This is a genomic window from Leucobacter sp. UCMA 4100, from assembly GCF_027853335.1.
In the GTDB taxonomy this organism is placed as follows: Bacteria; Actinomycetota; Actinomycetes; order Actinomycetales; family Microbacteriaceae; genus Leucobacter_A.
The window spans coordinates 1199894-1217563 of the sequence record NZ_JAFEUS010000002.1 but is presented as its reverse complement, the minus strand read 5'-3'; the positions used below and the strand labels follow the sequence as shown (position 1 = coordinate 1217563).

The following is a 17670-nucleotide window of genomic DNA, read 5'->3' as shown; positions in this document are numbered from 1 at the left end:
CATTCTCTCGCATCGGCGAAAATTCGATTAACGGACATAAGTGCGTTACGCTACAAGAAAAGTAGGCAGAATTCTCATGTAATGTCCAATAAATGAGAATCAGAACGGCAAAGGAGCGTTATGTCTCTCACTGAAACGACGCAAACCTCGCAGCTCGACGTGCACGGCAGCATGGTGACCGTGCACGATTCGACGACAACCATCGACGGCGGCCGCCCGCTCGTGCTCGTGCACGGCACCGGTGGCACCACGGCGAGCCACTTCGGCCACCTCTTCCCGATGATGGCGACCAGAACCCGAGTGATCGGCGTCGACTGGGCGCCACCGGCAGAGGGCACCGAACTCACCCTCGACCTACTCGTCGCACAGGTGCGCGAGGCGGTCGACACGGTACTCGGCCCCGACACCCCCTTCGACCTGCTGGGCTACTCGCTCGGCTCGGTCGTGGCCGAGGCGCTGGCCGCGAGGCTCGGCTCACGCGTGCAGCACCTCATTCTCGTTGCGGGGTGGATCACCACCGACCTTCAGCAGGGCCTGCGCAACCAGGTGTGGCACAGCCTGTACGAAAACGATCGCGATGCGCTGAGTCGCTACACCGCGTTCTGCGGTTTCTCGGGCCAGTTCTTGCAGCAGTTCACCCCCGAGATGCTCGAGGGTGCGCTCACGACGCTCACCGCGGACGAGTTCTTGCGCCAGCAGATGGCGCTGAACGCCGAGATCGACCTGAGCGACGAGATCGAGCGCATCACCGCACGCACGCTCATCGTCTCGTGCAGTGACGACATCATGGTTCCGGGCCACCACCAGCGACAGCTGCTCGGCGCGATTGAAGATGCGCGCCTGACGACCGTTTCGAGCGGCCACGCGATCTTCTTTGAGCGCCAGTCTGAGCTCATGCAGATCACCGATCTCTTCCTGCGCGAGCCCGACCGCTTCGCTGCAGGGTCGATCATTCCCGAGACCCGGTCTTGACTGAACACTTCTGAAAGAACACGAACATCATGACAACTGAAACACACACCACCGAACAGGCCGGGGCACAGCAGCTCGACGAAACGGCCGAGATTCTCATCATTGGCGCGGGCTTCGCTGGTCTCGGCATGGGCGCACAGCTGCGTCGTGCCGGCCGCGAAGACTTTCTCATCATCGAGCGTGCCGGCGAGGTTGGCGGCACCTGGCGCGACAACACTTACCCCGGGGCGGCGTGCGACGTGCCGAGCCACCTCTACTCGTTCTCGTTCGCGATGAACCCCGACTGGTCGGGCTTCTACACGCCCGGTCCCGAGATTCAGAACTACCTGTTGAACGTCACCGAGCAGGAGGGCCTTCGCCCGCACCTGCGCTTGAACGCGAACATGGACGAGGCGAAGTGGGACGAGCAGGCGGAGCGGTGGATCGTGCGCACCTCTCGGGGAACCTACACCGGCCGGTACCTCATCACCGGCACGGGGCACCTTGCTGACCCGAGCCTGCCCGATATCCCGGGCCTCGCCGATTTCGAGGGCGACATCTTTCACTCAGCGCGGTGGAACCACGATGTCGACCTCACCGGCAAGCGCGTCGCCGTTGTCGGCACGGGCGCCTCGGCCATTCAGGTGGTGCCAGAGATGGCCGAGATCGCGAGCGAGCTCACGGTCTTTCAGCGCACGCCAGCCTGGGTGATCCCGCGAATCGTGAAGCCATACTCGGCCGCCACCCGCCGCAAGTTCGCGCGCGACGCCGAGTCGATGCAGCGCGAGCGTGACGACATCTTCTGGTTCGCCGAGTCGGCCTACGCGCAGCGCCGTGCGGTTCCTGCGGCGCTCGCCGAGGTGACGGCCAACGCGCTCGGCAACCTTGAGCGCGCGGTGCCAGACCCCGAGCTTCGCGCGAAGCTCACGCCGAGCTACATGCCCGGTTGCAAGCGCGTGCTCTCGTCGAACGCCTACTACCCGACCTTTAACCGCGAGAACGTGACGCTCGAGGCAAGCGCGCTCACGCGGGTCGAGGGCACCACGGCCTACGGGGCCGACGGCGTGGGCTACGAGGTCGACGCGATCGTGCTGTGCACGGGCTTCGAAGCGGCGCAGCCCCCGTTCGCCGAGGCGATCTTCGACGGCGAGGGAGTCTCGCTCGCCAACCACTGGTCGACCGGCATGTCGGCGTTCGATTCGACGGCGGTTTCGGGCTTCCCGAACCTCTTCGCGATCAACGGCCCCAACACCTCGCTCGGCCACAACTCGATCGTCTACATCATCGAGTCGCAGGTGCAGTACATTCTCGAGGCCCTCGACCGGGCTGATGCCGAGGGGCTGCGCACGCTCGTTCCGGCTCGCCCAGCCGAAGAAGAGTACGTCGCCAAGATTCAGGAGCGGGCCGCAACCTCGGTCTGGCTCATGGATGGCGGCTGCAACTCGTGGTACGTCGATCCGCGTTCGGGCAACCTCACGCTCATCTGGCCCGACTACGCCTACGACTTCAGGGCGCGCAACGGTCACTTCACGGGCGCGGGCTTCCTCTCGCGCGGCGCCGACGGCACCGTTCGCCCGCTCACCGAGCAGCAGCCGAAGGCCGAGGCCACGCTCATCTAGCGCACGCAATTGAGAGAGGCGGATCGCCGCGAGTCACCGGGTTCACCGGTTGCTCGCGCGATCCGCCTCATGCGTATGGTGCCGTCCCGACGCTGCCCACTCGCCTTCGAACTGCCCGCTAGTGTTCGGCGTGCTGCCTGCGGCGGGAGATCGAGCCGGCCGCGAAGAGCGCCGTCGCGGCGAGAAGCGCGATGAATCCGCTCGCGGCGATGAGCGCGAGGGCGTTCTCGCCCGTGCCGGTCGCGGCGAGTTGCCCCTTGGCGGGACCCTTCGGGGCAGGCTTGGCGACGGGCGTTGTCTGGTCGTTCGGGGCCGGCTTCGTGGTGCCCGGGCCATCTTTGCCTGGTGTCTGATCGTCGGGCTTTGGCTTCGGCTCTGGATCTGGATCTGGATCTGGATCTGGATCTGGATCAGGGTCTGGCTTCGGCTCGGGTTCCGGGTCGGGCGTCGCGAAGTCGTTTGTGACCGAGAGCGCGAAGGTGCTGTCGGGGTTCGTGGTGATCGAGACGCCCTCTGAGGCGGTGCCGGTTGCCCCCTGGGCGTCTGACTCGGTGACGTCGCAGTGGGTTCCCGCGGGTGCTTCGATGGTGGTGCTTTGCTCTGCGGCCAGCTCGATGTCTTGCGGGAACGTGTCGGCTGAGACCTCTTCGGCTCGGCAGTCGACGGTGAGGATGAAGGTTTTGCCCTCGGCGCTCTCGAGGTGTCCGGTGACGTGTTTGGTGACGGTGAGGTCGCGCATCGGCGTCGGGAAGTCGTTCGTGACCGAGAGCGCGAAGGTGTCTTCGAGCACGTGAGTGATGGTCACCTCTTGCGAGTACTCGGCGACGGCATCGCCAGGGTCGGGCTCGGTGACGCTGCAGGTTGAACCGATTGCCGCGTACACGGTTTGGGTTTCGCCCGCCGTCACCAACACCTCGTCAGACGGAGTGACGCTCACCGGCTGCCCGCCGCTGTCGAGGCACGTCACCTTCAGGCGGTAGGTATCGGCCGGGTCGAGATCGCTTGTGTAGCCGGTGACGGTTTTGCTCACCTCAATGGCCCGGTTGCCGTTAGCGCTGCCCGGAAAGGCCACCGTTTTGTTTCTCAGGTCTGTTGGCGTTCGTTGCCCCTTGAACACCATTGAGTTTGACCAGCCGGCACCGCTCGCGAGCGAGAAGTCAGTCACCACGGTTTCGTACGAAAGGTTGATGTACGCGATGCGCTCGGTTCCGGCTCCTCCCTCGCTGCTCGGGTTGCCGCCCGGCTCGGGGGCGGGAATCTGTGGGGCAAGAACGCCCTCGAAGCCGGAGCCCGGGTTACAGCTGTAGGTGTCGCTGACCCATGAGACATAATCTCCGGTGAACCCATCTTTGCCCTCTGGGTACGACTGATCCCACCAGCGGATCGAGCCCGAGATCGTCGAGCAGTCGAGTGCTTGCCCGGCTCCGATGTCGTCGTGCAGGGTGACCGCGCCCGCCGGTTCGGGCCCGATCGGCGACATGTATGTCCAGCGAATGCGCGGCTCGCCCTCGCTCGTGAAGAAGAACACCCCACTTTTTCTGGGAGCGTAGGTCGCGGGAACGATCGGCGCGCCCTCGATTTCCTTCGGGAAAGTCTGATTGTCTGCGACCCACTCCACCGGCCTGGTTTGGCCTGCTTGAATGTCTCCAGTGTAGGTAAAACGCGCGCAGGGTTTGGCCGTTGTCTCGATGGCTCCCCACGAAGCAGCGTTCGGCACTCGAGTGATCGTGACGGTTGTCGCGGTCACTGTGACGTGTGCGAGAACCACGTCGCCCGGGCCGTAAATCGGTTGCCCCGAGGGGAATGCGCTGGGAGCTGACAGGGTGAAATCTTCCGGTGCCTGCAGCGTGACGGTATCGTCGGCGTCGCTGCCCGCCGGGAAGGTGAAGCTGAAACAGACCTCGCCGCCCTGTCCGTTGCTGAGCGTGCTGGTCGACATGGTGACGTCGGTCACCTCACCCGTGACCGCTGCATGGGCAGGTAACGCGGCCCCGAGGCCGATGCACCACAGGGCGAGGGCGAGCACCATCGCGGCGGCTACGGCAAGCCGGTTTCGAGCGTGAGCGACTGTCGACGTGAAGTTGGTTTGCCCCGAGAATCGTCGCGAACCGGGCATTCTGAAACGAGCAGACACTGGTAACCCCTTTGTGCAGTGAACCCTGCCGCCATCATCACCGAAAAGGGCGCCAATGTCAATGGATTGCTGCGCGAGCGGGCTCTCGCTGCCCGGCGGCCTGCGACGCGTCGGTGAGGCGCTGCTTGCCTGCGTTTTTCGCGCCCACTTGACGAAAAGCAGGGTGTTTTCGCTCTCACACCCTGCTTTTCGTCAAGTAGAGCCGGTGGCGGGCTGCCACCAACCTTCGCCCCCTATGCTTAAGCCATGACGCATACCGACGAGCCCGAGAGTGGCACCGAGCCAGGCGAACGGCCAGACCGCCCCGAGCGGCCGCTGCTGAGCGCCGTGCTGAAGCCGTTCGCCGCGCCCCGGCTCAACATGCGTGAAGACTACGAGAAGGTGCGCCGGTTCCAGCGCCGCCTCGCCTCGCGGCCCGGGGCCAAGTATCAGGCGCTCGACCGCGAGCTTGTTTCGGCCGATGGCACCCACGAGATTCCGCTGCGCATCTTCGTTCCGAAGGAGCTCACGCGCGACGAGGTGCTCCTCTTCTTCCATGGCGGCGGCTGGGTCACGGGCGATATCGAGAGCTACAGCCCCTCGTGCGCGACGATGGCCGAGCTCACCGGCTGCATCGTCGCCTCGGTTGACTACCGGCTGGCGCCTGAGCACCCGTTTCCGGCGGGCCTTGAAGACTGCCTGCGCATCACGAGGCTCGTGCTTGCCGACCCAGAACTCGTGGGCGCCGAGACCCCCGAGCAGATCGTGCTCGTGGGCGATTCGGCCGGGGCGAATCTCGCGGCCGTGGTCTCGCAGCAGCTGCGCGACAGCGGCGAGCCCGGTGCCGCGCGACAAATCTTGCTGTACCCGGTGACGCACTGGGATCACGATCCGCACACCTCGCCGTTTGCCTCGGTGCGCAACCTCGGCGACGACTACCGGCTCACGAATACCGAGGTGCAGGACTATCTTGACCTCTACGCGCCCATCGAGGCGGATCAGCGCAGCGCCCGAGTGGCCCCGCTGCTCGCGACCGATTTTTCCAGCCAGCCCAAGACGCTGCTGCTCTCGGCCGGGCTCGATCTCTTGCGCGACGAGGGTGAGGCTTACGCCGAGGCGCTCGCCGCCGCGGGCAATGACGTGCGCGTGCACCGGGTCGAGGGGGCGCTACACGGGTTCATCACTCTGCCGCGCTTCTCGCGTTCGCTGCGCGAGGGCTACGAGGTAATCACCGAGTTTCTTGACGCCGGGCTCAGAGGGCCGGGCGGCGAAGCGGGAGGCGCGTGAACCGCCGGGCGTGGGTGAGGCTCGACAACGCCTCGAACATTTTTCTCGCGGCTCGAAGCGATGTCGACCCCAAGGTGTTTCGGGTGAGCGCAGAGGTCGATCACGAGGTTGATCCTGAGCTCTTGCAGCGCGCCCTCGACACGACGTTCGACCGCTACCCGCTGTATCACTCGGTGCTGCGCAGCGGCATCTTCTGGTACTACCTGCAAGACAGCGATCTGCGGCCCAGAGTGCGGCCGGAGAGCCAGCACACCTGCGCCCCCATTTACTTCGATGACAAGCGGGCGCTGCTCTTTCGCGTCATCTACCACCGCAAGCGCATCATGCTCGAGATTTTTCACGCGCTCTCTGACGGCACGGGGGCGCTCTGGTTCTTGAGCGACCTCGTCGAAGAGTACGTGTGGCTGCGCTCGCCGGAGGCCGCGGGCACGCCAGGCGGCCCGAAGCTCGAGATCGACCAGGGCTGGGGATCGCCAGTGGCGCGGGGCATTCCCGCCCCCGAACCCATGCACGAGCTCGTGGCCGACAGCTTCTCAGAACACTTTGCCGGCAAGCGGGCCGCCGGCGACGAGCCCAAGCCGCAGAGCGGCGACGGGGCCGCACGCTACGCCCTGCGCGAGGCGAAGGGCGCGCTTCGGCCGAAGGGCGGCCGCGTATACCGAGTGCGGGGAACGCGCACGCCCGACAACCGCACGAGACTCGTCGAGCTCACGGCTCCCGCCGGCGAGGTGATCGCGCTCGCCAAGGCCGAGGGCGTCTCGCTCACGATGTACCTCACGGCGCTGCTGCTCGACTCGGTCAACCGGGCCTCTGGCGGGCTCGGCAAGGCCCGCACGATGGGGGTCTCGATTCCCGTGAACCTGCGCCAGCACTTCCCGTCGACCTCGGCCCGCAACTTCTTCGCCACCGTGCGCGTCGAGCACCGCTTCGGCGAGGGACTAGACGACATTGGCTCGATCTGCCGCGACCTCGACGAGCAGTTCAGGCCGCAGGCCACCCGCGAGGCGCTCGAGGCGAAGGTGCAAAAGCTCATCGCGTTCGAGCGCATGGCGCTGTTGCGCATCGTTCCGCGGGCGCTCAAGAACGTGATCCTGCGACAGATTAACCGCGCCAATAACCGCGGCCTCACCGTCGCCCTGTCGAACCTCGGCAACGTGCGCCTGCCTGGCCAAGCCGAGGCCCACGTTGGCCGCATGCTCTTTCACGTCGCCTCGGTGCGCCCCCAGTTCTGCGCCATGTCGCACGCGGGCGAGCTCACCATCAGCTTCACCTCGCCCTTCGTCGAGACCGACCACGTGCGCGAGTTCGCCAGGCGCCTCACCGAGGCGGGCGTGCACGTCACGGTCGCGGCGACCCGCGTCACCGAGCAGGAGCTCGACGAGCAGCAGCGGGCGGTGGTGGCCCCGTGACGGGATGCGACGAGTGCGCTGTGCAGCTCGAGGGCGCGTGGGCGAGGTGCCCGCTGTGCGGGGCTGACGCCGCTGCGGGTGGGGCCGGGGCCTCTGGCGTGGCTGTGGCGAGGCCCGATCCGCTGCCCTCGATTCCACTCGCCTTCTCGCGCCGGCGCCTGTTTCGCGCCCTCTTCCTCACGTCGCTCGCGATGATCGTGCTCTCGCTCGCCGCGCAACTGCTCTTCAGTGGGCAGCAGGGAGCGCCGGGCGCGCTGCGCATCGTGTGGCTCGCCATCGTGACCCTGTGGCTCGTCACCATCATGGCGGTGCGCAAACGCCACAACCTCGCGAAGGGCACCCTGTACCTCGTCGTGATCGTCAGCGCCATGAGCGTCTACTGGGACTACCTGACAGGCTGGCACGGATGGTCGCTCAGTTTCACGATCCCGATCGTGTGCGGATCGTCGATTCTCGCGCTCATGATCACGGTGCAACTCACCCGCATCGAGGTGGGTGACCACATTCTCTACACCGTCGTCACGGTGTTGCTCGGCCTCGCGCCCATCGTCTTCTTGGTGCTCGGCTGGGTCAGCACGTCGATTCCATCGCTCATCTGCGGATCGCTGAGCGTCATCACCCTCGCCCTCCTGCAAACTACGCGAGGCGCCGAGGTGCGGCACGAGCTGAAGAAGCGGCTGAACGTGTAGGGCGGGGTGCGGGGCGTTCGGGGCTGCGGGTGCGGGGCGTTCGGGGCCCAGCGTTCGGCTGCTTGTCGGCCCTTTCGCGGTCTACTTGACGAAAAGCAGGGTGTTGAGGCGAAAACACCCTGCTTTTCGTCAAGTGAACCGGAAAACAGCGCGCACCGGCCCGAAACAGCGACCCCCCGCCGAAACACAGAGCCCCTGCCGCGACACCCGCCGAGAGCACACCCCCGTCACGAACCCGTTAGCGTTTCCCGGCACGTCGCGTCAAAGCCGTATGGGTTCCGTTAGGAGGCCTGGCGGCGGAGGCTGCCGGGTGCTTCATTAGGGGTGCGCCGGTTGGGGCGCGCGGCATGCGGGTTTCGCTGCCGCAGGTGTTCGAATGGAGACGGTCGTGCTTGACGTGGTCTTTGTGCTCGGGGTGGTCGCCCTCTTTGGCGTGCTCGGGCTACTCGGAAGGGCGGTCTCGAAGTTATGATCGTCGCTGAAATCATTGCCGCAGCGCTCGGCGTCGCGGCGCTCGTGTACCTCGTGATCGCGCTCGTGAATCCGGAGCGTTTCTAATGTTTTGGGTTTATGCGTTGCTTTCGCTCGCAACCGTCGCGCTCGTGCTGGTGCTGGCGTTTAGGCCGTTTGGCGATTACATGGCGTGGGCATACACGTCGAAGCGCGACTGGAAGGTTGAGCGGGCGTTCTACAGGGTGATCGGCGTTGCGCCTGAGTCGCAGCAGAGCTGGCAGGCTTACCTGCGCGGCGTGCTGAGCTTCTCGGCCGTGGGGCTGCTGCTCGTGTATGCGTTACAGCGCATGCAGCCGCTCCTCCCGTACGCCCTGGGTCTCGACGCGCCCTCTGAGCAACTCGCCTTCAACACCGCGGCGTCGTTCGTGGGCAACACGAACTGGCAGTCGTATGCACCAGAGAGCACGCTCGGCTACACCGTACAGTTCGCGGGGCTCGCGGTGCAGAACTTCGTCTCGGCGGCCGTCGGCATGGCGGTCGCGATTGCGCTCGTACGTGGCTTCGCGCTGAAGCGTTCGGGCACCATCGGCAACTTTTGGGTCGACCTGACCCGTGGCGTCGTGCGCATTCTGCTGCCGCTTGCCACGCTCGCTGCGATTGCGCTCATGATCGGTGGGGTGGTGCAAAACTTCGCTGGTTTCACGCAGGTGACGACGCTCACGGGGGCAACGCAGGAGATTCCGGGTGGTCCTGTCGCCTCGCAGGAGGCGATCAAGTTGCTCGGCACGAACGGCGGTGGCTTCTTCAACGCGAACTCTGCTCACTCTTTCGAGAACCCGAGCGCGTTCACGAACCTGTTGCAGGTGCTGCTCATGCTGATCATTCCGTTTTCGCTGCCCCGAACGTTCGGGCGCATGGTGGGCGACACTCGCCAGGGGGCCGCGATCGTCTCGGTTATGGCGCTCCTGTACCTTGCCTCGTGGGCGGCGCTCACCGCGCTCGAGCACGCCGGCATGGGTCAGGCACCTGAGCTCGCCGGGGCCGCGCTCGAGGGCAAAGAGCAGCGGCTCGGCATCATTGGCTCGACGCTGTTCTCGACCACGAGCACGGGCACCTCGACCGGCGCGGTCGCCGCGATGCACGACTCGTACACGGCGCTTGGCGGAATTCTCCCCATGCTCAACATGATGCTCGGCGAGGTCTCGCCCGGCGGCGTCGGCTCGGGGCTGTACGCGATACTCGTGCTGGCGGTGATCGCGGTCTTTATTTCTGGGCTCCTCATTGGCCGCACCCCCGAGTATCTCGGCAAGAAAATCGGGCCGCGCGAGATGAAGCTCGCCGCCCTCTACATTCTCGTCATGCCCACGCTCGTGCTCACGGGCACGGCGCTCAGCTTCGCCATTCCTGGCGTGCGCGACGGGGTGACTGAGGGATCCATCGCGAACCCGGGCATTCACGGCATGTCAGAGGTGCTCTATGCCTTCACCTCGGCCGCGAACAACAACGGCTCGGCCTTCGCGGGTCTTGGCGCCGACACCCCGTGGTTCACGGTGGCGCTTGGCGTTGTGATTCTCTTGGGCCGCTTCGTGCCCATCGTGTTGGTGCTGGCGCTCGCTGGCTCGCTCGCCGAGCAAGACCGGGTTCCCGCGGGCGTTGGCACGCTCCCAACCCACCGGCCCATGTTTGTTGGGCTGCTCACCGCGGTCACGGTTCTCGTGAGCGCACTCACGTTCTTTCCTGTTCTTGCGCTGGGTCCCCTGGCAGAAGGGCTGATGTAACCATGTCTCAGATCGCGGCGGATCACGCCGATACGAACCCGCTCGTCGAGCAGGCCGAGCCCGGCTCCGAGCGTGAAGCGAAGCCCGGTTCTGCCGGGCTGGGGTCGCTCGTGCGCGCGGCGCTTCCCGGGGCGCTTCGCAAGCTGCACCCGCGGGCGCAGCTGGGCAACCCGGTCATGTGCCTCGTGTGGGTGGGCGCCGTGCTCACGACGCTTCTCGCCGTGGCCGAACCCTTTCTGGGCGGGCCCGCTGATTCGGGCGGCAGCGTTGTGCCCGTCGCGTTCACGGGGGCAATTGCTGCGTGGTTGTGGCTCACCGTGCTCTTTGCAAACCTCGCTGAGTCGGTCGCTGAGGGTCGTGGCAAGGCTCAGGCCGAGACGCTGCGCAATACCCGCACGAGCACGATTGCCGAGCGCGTCACGAGCTACGACTTCTCGCAGGATCCGGCGGCACTTGAGGCGCCGCGCGAGAGCCTCTCTTCGGCCGAGCTCGGTGTGGGCGACGTGGTCGTGGTCGAGACGGGCGAGCTCATTCCCGGCGACGGCGACATCGTGTGGGGCATCGCCTCGGTTGACGAGTCGGCCATTACGGGCGAGTCGGCCCCGGTTGTGCGTGAGTCTGGCGGTGACCGCTCTGCGGTGACGGGTGGCACCAGGGTGCTCTCTGACCGCATCGTTGTGCGCATCACGTCGAAGCCGGGTGAAACCTTCGTTGACCGCATGATCTCGCTCGTCGAGGGTGCGAGCCGACAGAAAACCCCGAACGAGATCGCGCTGAATATCTTGCTCGCTTCGCTCTCGATCGTGTTCGTGATCGTCGCGTTGACGCTCAACCCGATCGCCTCGTATGCCGCGGCGCCCGTGAGCGTGACGGTGCTCATCGCGCTGCTCGTCTGCCTCATTCCGACGACCATTGGGGCGCTGCTCAGCGCGATCGGCATCGCGGGCATGGACCGTCTGGTGCAGCGCAACGTGCTCGCCATGTCGGGCAGGGCGGTTGAGGCCGCGGGCGACGTGACGACCCTGCTGCTCGACAAGACCGGAACGATCACCTACGGCAATCGCCGCGCGAGTGCTTTCGTGCCTCTTGACGGTGTGCGCGAGACCGAGCTCATGCACCTCGCGGCTCAGTCGTCGCTCGCCGACCCCACCCCCGAGGGGGTTTCGATTGTCGAGCTCGCCGAGCGGCAGGGCGCGGCGCTTGATCGAAGTGGCGTGGGCGAGATTGTGCCCTTCACCGCGCAGACGCGCATGTCGGGTCTTGACCTGCCCGACGGCACGCAGATTCGCAAGGGTGCCGGATCGGCAATCACCGCATGGCTCGCGAGTGAAACCTCGGGTGTCGCACCCGAGGCCATCGCCGAGCTTGAGGCCTGTGTCGAGCGCATCTCGCAGTCGGGCGCGACGCCTCTCGTGGTGGCGGTCACCGATGCGCAGGGCCGGGGGCGTGTGCTCGGCGCCGTTCACCTCAAAGACGTCGTGAAGGAGGGCTTGCCAGAGAAGTTCGCCGAGCTGCGCGAGATGGGCATTCGCACGGTCATGATCACGGGCGATAACCCGCTGACCGCGAGGGCAATCGCCGCAGAGGCCGGGGTCGACGACGTGCTCGCCGAGGCAACCCCCGAAGACAAGCTTGACTACATTCGCCGGGAGCAAGACGGCGGCCATCTCGTCGCGATGACGGGCGACGGCACGAACGACGCCCCGGCACTCGCCCAGGCTGACGTGGGCGTGGCGATGAACTCGGGCACCTCGGCGGCGAAAGAGGCGGGCAACATGGTTGACCTCGACTCAGACCCTTCGAAGCTCATCGATATCGTGCGCATCGGCAAGCAGCTCCTCATCACTCGTGGGGCGCTCACGACCTTCTCGATCGCAAACGACCTCGCGAAGTACTTTGCGATCATTCCGGCGATCTTCATGGGGGTGTTCCCGCAGCTCGGTGCCCTGAACATTATGGGCCTCAACTCGCCGGCCTCGGCCGTGCTCTCGGCGATTATCTTCAACGCGATCGTGATCGTCTTTCTCATCCCCCTCGCGCTCAAGGGCGTGAAGTACCGCTCGGGGAGCGCCTCGAGCGTGCTTGGCCGCAACCTCGCCGTATACGGGCTTGGCGGGGTCGTGACCCCGTTCGTGGGCATCTGGCTCATCGACCTGCTCGTGCGTCTCATTCCAGGCTTTTAATCGACACGAAAGAAGAACCCCATGAACACCATCATGCGCGGCCAGGGCCGCACCGTTTGGGCGGCCGTTCGAGCTATGGCGTTGTTTACCGTCCTACTCGGCATCGGCTATACGGGAGCCATCACCCTTGTCGGGCAGGTCGCCCTCGGCGAGCAAGCTGGCGGATCGCTGCGCAGCACCGCCTCGGGTGAGGTCGTCGGCTCGGCACTCATCGGTCAATCGTTCTCAGACGCTACGGGCGATCCGCTCGCCTGGTACTTCCAGCCGCGCCCCTCGGCCGCTGGCTCGGGATACGATGCCGCCGCCTCGTCGGGCTCGAACCTCGGGCCCGAGAATGATGAGCTCGTCGCGGCGATTGCCGATCGGCAGGCACGCATCGCGGCTCGTGAGGGCGTCGCCCCTGACGAGGTGCCGGCAGATGCGGTGACGGCCTCGGCGTCTGGCCTTGATCCGCATATCAGCGAAGCGTATGCCGAACTGCAGGTTGAACGCGTTGCCGCCGCCAGAAATCTGCCCGCTGACGTCGTTCGCGAACTCGTCGCTGAGAACACTCACGGCCGCTTTCTCGGATACTTGGGAGAACCAACAGTCAATGTTCTTACACTGAATATTGCGTTAGACGATCGAAGGGAGTAGCCATGACAGGGCGCGGGCGGCTCAGCGTGTTGCTTGGGGCGGCTCCTGGCGTGGGCAAAACCTTCGCGATGTTAGAGCTCGGGCATCGCCTCGTGGCAGAGGGAACCGACGTCGTGATCGGCGTCGTCGAGACGCACGGCAGGGCCGCGACTGCAGCGCTCGTCGAGGGCCTGCCCGCGGTTCCGAGCCTCGTGAGCGAGCATCGCGGCATGCAACTGCACGAGATGCACCTCGAAGCGGTGCTTGAACGCCGCCCGGCGATCGTGCTCGTCGACGAGCTCGCGCACACGAACGCGCCGGGCTCGCGCAACGAGAAGCGCTGGCAAGACGTTGACGAGCTGCTTGGCGCTGGCATCGACGTCGTGTCGACCCTCAACATTCAGCACATCGAGTCACTCAACGATGTCGTCGAGCAGATCACCGGGGTGGCGCAGCGCGAGACGGTTCCCGACAGTTTCTTGCGGGGCGCCGCCCAGATCGAGGTCGTTGATATCGCGCCGCAGGCATTGCGCGACCGGCTCGGCGCCGGATTCGTGTACCCAGCCGAGCGGATCGACGCCGCGCTCGCCAACTACTTTCGGCTCGGTAACCTCACCGCGCTGCGCGAGCTCGCGCTCATCTGGCTCGCCGACGAGGTCGACCAGGCGCTCAACGGCTACCGCGAGCACCACGGCATCGACAGCACGTGGGAGGCGCGCGAGCGGGTCGTCGTCGCGCTCACGGGAGGGGCAGAGGGCGAGACGCTCTTGCGCCGCGGGGCCCGCATCGCCGCTCGTTCGGCGGGCGGCGAGCTGCTCGCGGTGCACGTCTCGACGCAGGACGGGCTGCGGGCGACGAACCCCGCCCGGCTCACCGAGCAGCGTGCCCTCGTTGAAAAGCTCAACGGAACCTATCACCAGGTGGTAGGCGACGACATTCCCGCGGCGCTCGTGCAGTTTGCCCGCTCGGTCAACGCGACCCAGCTCGTGCTCGGAGCGAGCCGACGCGGCAGGCTCGCCGCGATGTTCTCGGGCCCCGGCATCGGCGCGACGGTCGTGCGGGAGTCGGGCGACATCGACGTGCACATGGTCAACCACGCCTCGGCCGGTCGCGGCCTCAGGCTGCCGCCGCTCAAGGGATCGCTCACGGGCAAGCGCCGCCTGCTCGGGCTCCTCGTGGCGCTCATCGGCGGGCCGCTCATCACGGGCGCCCTGATGCTGCTGCAGGGCGAGTCGACGATCACGACCGAGGTGCTGAGCTACCAGCTGCTCGTGGTGGTCGCGGCGCTCGTCGGCGGCATCTGGCCCGCGCTCTTTGCCGCGGTGCTCTCGGCTTTCACCCTTGACTTCTTCTTCATGGCGCCGCTCTACACGGTGCACATTCACCAGCCAAGCCACCTCGTCGTGCTGTGCCTCTACGTGATCATCGCGAGCCTCGTGAGCGTCATCGTCGACCGGGCGGCCCGCTACACGAGGGCCGCGAGGCGGGCCGCGGCCGAGTCAGAGCTCATGCAGACCGTTTCTGGAACCGTGCTGCGCGGCGAAAGCGCCGTCACGGCGCTCGTTGAGCACACCCGCGAGGCGTTTCACCTCGAGTCGGTGCGGCTCGTCACCGACGGCTCCGTGGTCGCGGAGGCGGGCGTGGGCGTGGGCGTGGGCGCTGGTGCTGCGGCACCCACGGTCATGCGGGTGAACGAGGCGACGACGCTCGAACTCGTGGGGCCCGACCTCGAAGCCTCAGAGCAGCGGCTGCTCGCCGTCATCATCGAGCAGCTTCGAGCGGCGCTTGAGCACCAACACCTCGAGCAGACGGCACGGCAAATCGAGCCGCTCGCGGCTTCAGATCGGGTGCGCGGCGCGCTCCTCTCGGCGCTCAGCCATGACCTGCGCAGGCCGCTCGCCGCCGCGACCACGGCGATTGGAGGCATCAAGATGGCCGGTTCGGCGCTCGACGAGCGTGACACCGCAGAGTTGCTCGATACCGCGCACGAGAGCCTCATGGCGCTCGCCGCACTGCTCACCGACCTGCTCGACGTGAGCCGGCTCGAGGCGGGCATGCTCTCAACGAGGAGCCGGCCCGTTGACCCCGCCGAGACCATCGCTCCCGCGCTCGACGAGCTCGAGTTGAGCCCCACCGACGTGACCCTCGGGTTGCAGCACGGCGAGGCCGCGGCCTACAGCGACCCGACACTGCTGCAAAGGGTGCTCGTGAACCTCTTGGCGAACGCTCACCGCTTCAGCCCCGAGGGCCAGCCGGTGCATGTGAGCACGAGCACCTTTGGCGAGAAGCTCGAGATTCGCGTGATCGACCACGGCCCCGGCATTGAGCAGAGCCGACAGCAAGACATCTTCGTTCCGTTTCAACGACTCGGTGACACCGACAACACGACCGGCCTTGGCCTCGGGCTCGCGCTTTCGCGCGGCTTCATCGAGGCAATGCAAGGCACCCTCGAACCCGAAGACACCCCTGGCGGCGGCCTCACCATGGTCGTCTCGCTCCCCATCGCACCGCCAGCCGAGGCCGAAAGGCACGCATGAAAATTCTCATCGCCGACGACGACGCGCAAATCCTGCGAGCCCTTCGTATCACCCTCACGGCAAAGGGCTACTCGGTCGTGACCGCGACCGACGGGGCTGAGGCCATCTCGCTCGCGATCGACGAGCGCCCAGACCTCCACCTCATCGACCTCGGAATGCCGGGCCTCGACGGCCTCGACGTCATTCACGGCGTGCGCGGCTGGTCGCAGGCCCCCATTCTCGTGGTGTCGGGCAGGGCCGGAGCCGCCGACAAGGTCGAAGCGCTCGATGCCGGTGCCGACGACTACATCACGAAACCCTTCGCGGTCGAAGAGCTGCTCGCGCGCATCAGGGCCCTGACCCGGCGGGTTCCGCAGGAGGAGGCGTTGCCCGTGGTGCGCCTCGGCCCGGTCACGATCGACCTCGCCGCCCACAGCGTCACGCGCGAAACCCCCGAAGCGACCCGCCAGATACGGCTCACGCCCACCGAGTGGCAGTTCATTGAGATCCTCATTCGCAACGCGGGCAAGCTCGTCACGCGCCAGACGATTCTCACGAGCATCTGGGGAACCGAGCACGCCGAAGACACGGGCTATCTGCGCCTCTACGTCTCGCAGCTACGCAGCAAGCTCGAGACCGACCCGGCAAACCCGGTGCACCTCATCACCGAACCCGGCATGGGCTACCGGCTCGAGGGCCTCACCACCTAGGCGCTTGCCCCGGTCACAGCGCTCACACGAACTCGGGAGAGTACACTAAGCACGTGAGGCATGCCCGCTCATCGCTCTGGCGAGTAACGATGCTTAGCGAATGCCGTTCACGACTCACCCCACGCCCAGGCGTGTGAATCGGCCCAACGTTGCCGTTGCTCTCTGACGATTCGCCGCCCGAGCGACCCGACGAGAGGCGGCCCAACCCCCAATGCACAACGCGAGAAGCGAACTCAAGAGCGCCCTGCGCAGCCTGTTCACCCTGAACCCCCAGAAGGGGCCAAGACGGTGGATCGCAACGCGCGCAGCCCTCTCGATGGGTGTTCCTCTCGCCGTCATGACCTTCGCTGGCCGCCCCGACCTCGGGCTGCAGGCCGGCACGGGAGCGTTTCTCGCCCTCTTCTTCGCGGGGGCCCAGGCCAAGGAGCGCGCCAAAGTACTACCCGTCATGGCCGCGGCCCTGCTCGCCTGCGCCGCGATCGGCACCTGGCTCGCCCCCTGGCCGTGGATCAGCGCAACGGTCATGGTCTTCGTCGCGATCGCCGGCAGCGCCTTCGCCTTCGGCTTCCGCATCGGCCCGCCCGGCCCCGTGTTCTTCGTGCTCATGTACGGGCTTGCGAGCATGATCACGGCCGAGTACGACGGGGCTCGGCGCATCGATCCGCTCGTGTTCCTCACGGCCCTCGCCTCTGGCCTCGCCTTCGCCTACCTGCTCGCGCTGCTGCCGCTCTTGCTTCCGAGCCAGCGCACCCGCCCCGCCCGCACCCTGCGCGAACTGTTGCCCGGCCCGTGGCTCGGCGACGGCGAGGGCTGGCTCATCGCCCGCGTCGCCGTGGTCTCGGCCGCCGGCATGGTCGTGAGCATGCTGTGGATCGACCCCGGCCGCGCCTACTGGACCGTCGCCGCGGGCATCGCCGTGATCGGCCTGAGTACGGTTCCGACGCACGCCCTCTCGCGCGGCATGCACCGCACCTTCGGAACCCTCGTCGGGGCCCTGCTCTACCTCGTGATCGCCCCGCTCGGTGCGCACCCTTGGGCGTTCGTGCTGCTGCTCGCTGGCCTGCAGTTTGTCATCGAACTCGTCGTGGTGCGCAACTACGGCGTCGCGCTCGTGTTCATTACGCCCCTCGTGCTGCTCATCGCAGGCGCCGCCATGGGCAGCACCGACCACCTCACGACCGCGACCGAACGCCTCGTCGACACCGCGGTCGGCTCGGCCCTCGCGATGGCTTCGGGCTTCTTGCAGCGCCCGGGCGCGGCGTCGCGCGCTTCGCGCTGACGGGTCGGGGGCGCGTGCCCCGCGCCGCCCGCGCCCCCATCGTGTGGTCAAAAAGTGTCGAAAATCGA

General features: G+C 66.5%; 13 protein-coding genes. 12 read left to right on the top strand and 1 reads right to left on the bottom strand.

The window, feature by feature from the left end; translation table 11 throughout:
* Positions 1 to 120: 120 nt before the first annotated feature.
* Positions 121 to 972, top strand: a complete 852-nt coding sequence (locus tag JSO19_RS05810; RefSeq protein ID WP_270910360.1) for an alpha/beta fold hydrolase — start codon at positions 121 to 123, stop codon at positions 970 to 972.
* A gap of 29 nt (positions 973 to 1001) precedes the next feature.
* A complete protein-coding gene (locus JSO19_RS05805) occupies positions 1002 to 2570 on the top strand; it encodes a flavin-containing monooxygenase (RefSeq protein WP_270910359.1) in 1569 nt (522 codons plus the stop codon).
* A gap of 118 nt (positions 2571 to 2688) precedes the next feature.
* Here the strand turns inward: JSO19_RS05805 and JSO19_RS05800 are convergent, their stop codons facing one another.
* On the bottom strand, positions 2689 to 4704 hold the full coding sequence (locus tag JSO19_RS05800; RefSeq protein WP_270910358.1) for a DUF5979 domain-containing protein: 2016 nt from the start codon (positions 4702 to 4704) through the stop codon (positions 2689 to 2691).
* Between the two features lie 246 nt (positions 4705 to 4950).
* Here JSO19_RS05800 and JSO19_RS05795 point away from each other — a divergent pair, with 246 nt between their 5' ends.
* The 10 genes from JSO19_RS05795 (at position 4951) to JSO19_RS05750 (ending at position 17602) form a co-directional block, all read left to right on the top strand.
* Positions 4951 to 5970 (top strand): alpha/beta hydrolase, encoded by a 1020-nt coding sequence (locus tag JSO19_RS05795; protein WP_442915676.1) that lies wholly within the window; start codon positions 4951 to 4953, stop codon positions 5968 to 5970.
* Entirely contained in the window at positions 5967 to 7379 is a 1413-nt protein-coding gene (locus JSO19_RS05790) for an alcohol acetyltransferase (RefSeq protein WP_270910356.1), read from the top strand. The genes JSO19_RS05795 and JSO19_RS05790 overlap by 4 nt, the downstream gene beginning before the upstream one ends.
* 20 nt (positions 7380 to 7399) lie before the next feature.
* Positions 7400 to 8068, top strand: a complete 669-nt coding sequence (locus JSO19_RS05785) for a DUF6320 domain-containing protein (RefSeq protein ID WP_270910355.1) — start codon at positions 7400 to 7402, stop codon at positions 8066 to 8068.
* 468 nt (positions 8069 to 8536) lie between these two features.
* Complete coding sequence (locus JSO19_RS05780) at positions 8537 to 8626, top strand: potassium-transporting ATPase subunit F (protein WP_270910353.1); 90 nt, start codon at positions 8537 to 8539, stop codon at positions 8624 to 8626.
* Positions 8626 to 10299 (top strand): potassium-transporting ATPase subunit KdpA, encoded by a 1674-nt coding sequence (gene kdpA, locus JSO19_RS05775; protein ID WP_270910351.1) that lies wholly within the window; start codon positions 8626 to 8628, stop codon positions 10297 to 10299. The genes JSO19_RS05780 and kdpA overlap by 1 nt, the downstream gene beginning before the upstream one ends.
* 2 nt (positions 10300 to 10301) lie before the next feature.
* Positions 10302 to 12482: a potassium-transporting ATPase subunit KdpB gene (gene kdpB, locus JSO19_RS05770; protein WP_270910350.1), complete on the top strand. Its 2181-nt coding sequence runs from the start codon at positions 10302 to 10304 to the stop codon at positions 12480 to 12482.
* A 21-nt stretch (positions 12483 to 12503) separates the two neighbouring features.
* Positions 12504 to 13118: a potassium-transporting ATPase subunit KdpC gene (gene kdpC, locus JSO19_RS05765; RefSeq protein WP_270910349.1), complete on the top strand. Its 615-nt coding sequence runs from the start codon at positions 12504 to 12506 to the stop codon at positions 13116 to 13118.
* 2 nt (positions 13119 to 13120) lie between these two features.
* Complete coding sequence (locus JSO19_RS05760; protein WP_270910347.1) at positions 13121 to 15634, top strand: ATP-binding protein; 2514 nt, start codon at positions 13121 to 13123, stop codon at positions 15632 to 15634.
* Entirely contained in the window at positions 15631 to 16323 is a 693-nt protein-coding gene (locus JSO19_RS05755) for a response regulator (RefSeq protein WP_270910346.1), read from the top strand. Before JSO19_RS05760 ends, JSO19_RS05755 begins: the two co-directional genes overlap by 4 nt.
* 211 nt (positions 16324 to 16534) lie before the next feature.
* Complete coding sequence (locus JSO19_RS05750; protein WP_270910344.1) at positions 16535 to 17602, top strand: FUSC family protein; 1068 nt, start codon at positions 16535 to 16537, stop codon at positions 17600 to 17602.
* The last annotated feature ends 68 nt before the right edge of the window (positions 17603 to 17670 follow it).

Coding starts and splice junctions, on each gene's coding strand:
- JSO19_RS05810 (WP_270910360.1), top strand. CDS start 121: ATGTCTCTCACTGAAACGACGCAAACCTCGCAGCTCGACGTGCACGGC.
- kdpA (WP_270910351.1), top strand. CDS start 8,626: ATGTTTTGGGTTTATGCGTTGCTTTCGCTCGCAACCGTCGCGCTCGTG.
- JSO19_RS05755 (WP_270910346.1), top strand. CDS start 15,631: ATGAAAATTCTCATCGCCGACGACGACGCGCAAATCCTGCGAGCCCTT.
- JSO19_RS05805 (WP_270910359.1), top strand. CDS start 1,002: ATGACAACTGAAACACACACCACCGAACAGGCCGGGGCACAGCAGCTC.
- JSO19_RS05795 (WP_442915676.1), top strand. CDS start 4,951: ATGACGCATACCGACGAGCCCGAGAGTGGCACCGAGCCAGGCGAACGG.
- JSO19_RS05750 (WP_270910344.1), top strand. CDS start 16,535: ATGCACAACGCGAGAAGCGAACTCAAGAGCGCCCTGCGCAGCCTGTTC.
- kdpB (WP_270910350.1), top strand. CDS start 10,302: ATGTCTCAGATCGCGGCGGATCACGCCGATACGAACCCGCTCGTCGAG.
- JSO19_RS05780 (WP_270910353.1), top strand. CDS start 8,537: ATGATCGTCGCTGAAATCATTGCCGCAGCGCTCGGCGTCGCGGCGCTC.
- kdpC (WP_270910349.1), top strand. CDS start 12,504: ATGAACACCATCATGCGCGGCCAGGGCCGCACCGTTTGGGCGGCCGTT.
- JSO19_RS05760 (WP_270910347.1), top strand. CDS start 13,121: ATGACAGGGCGCGGGCGGCTCAGCGTGTTGCTTGGGGCGGCTCCTGGC.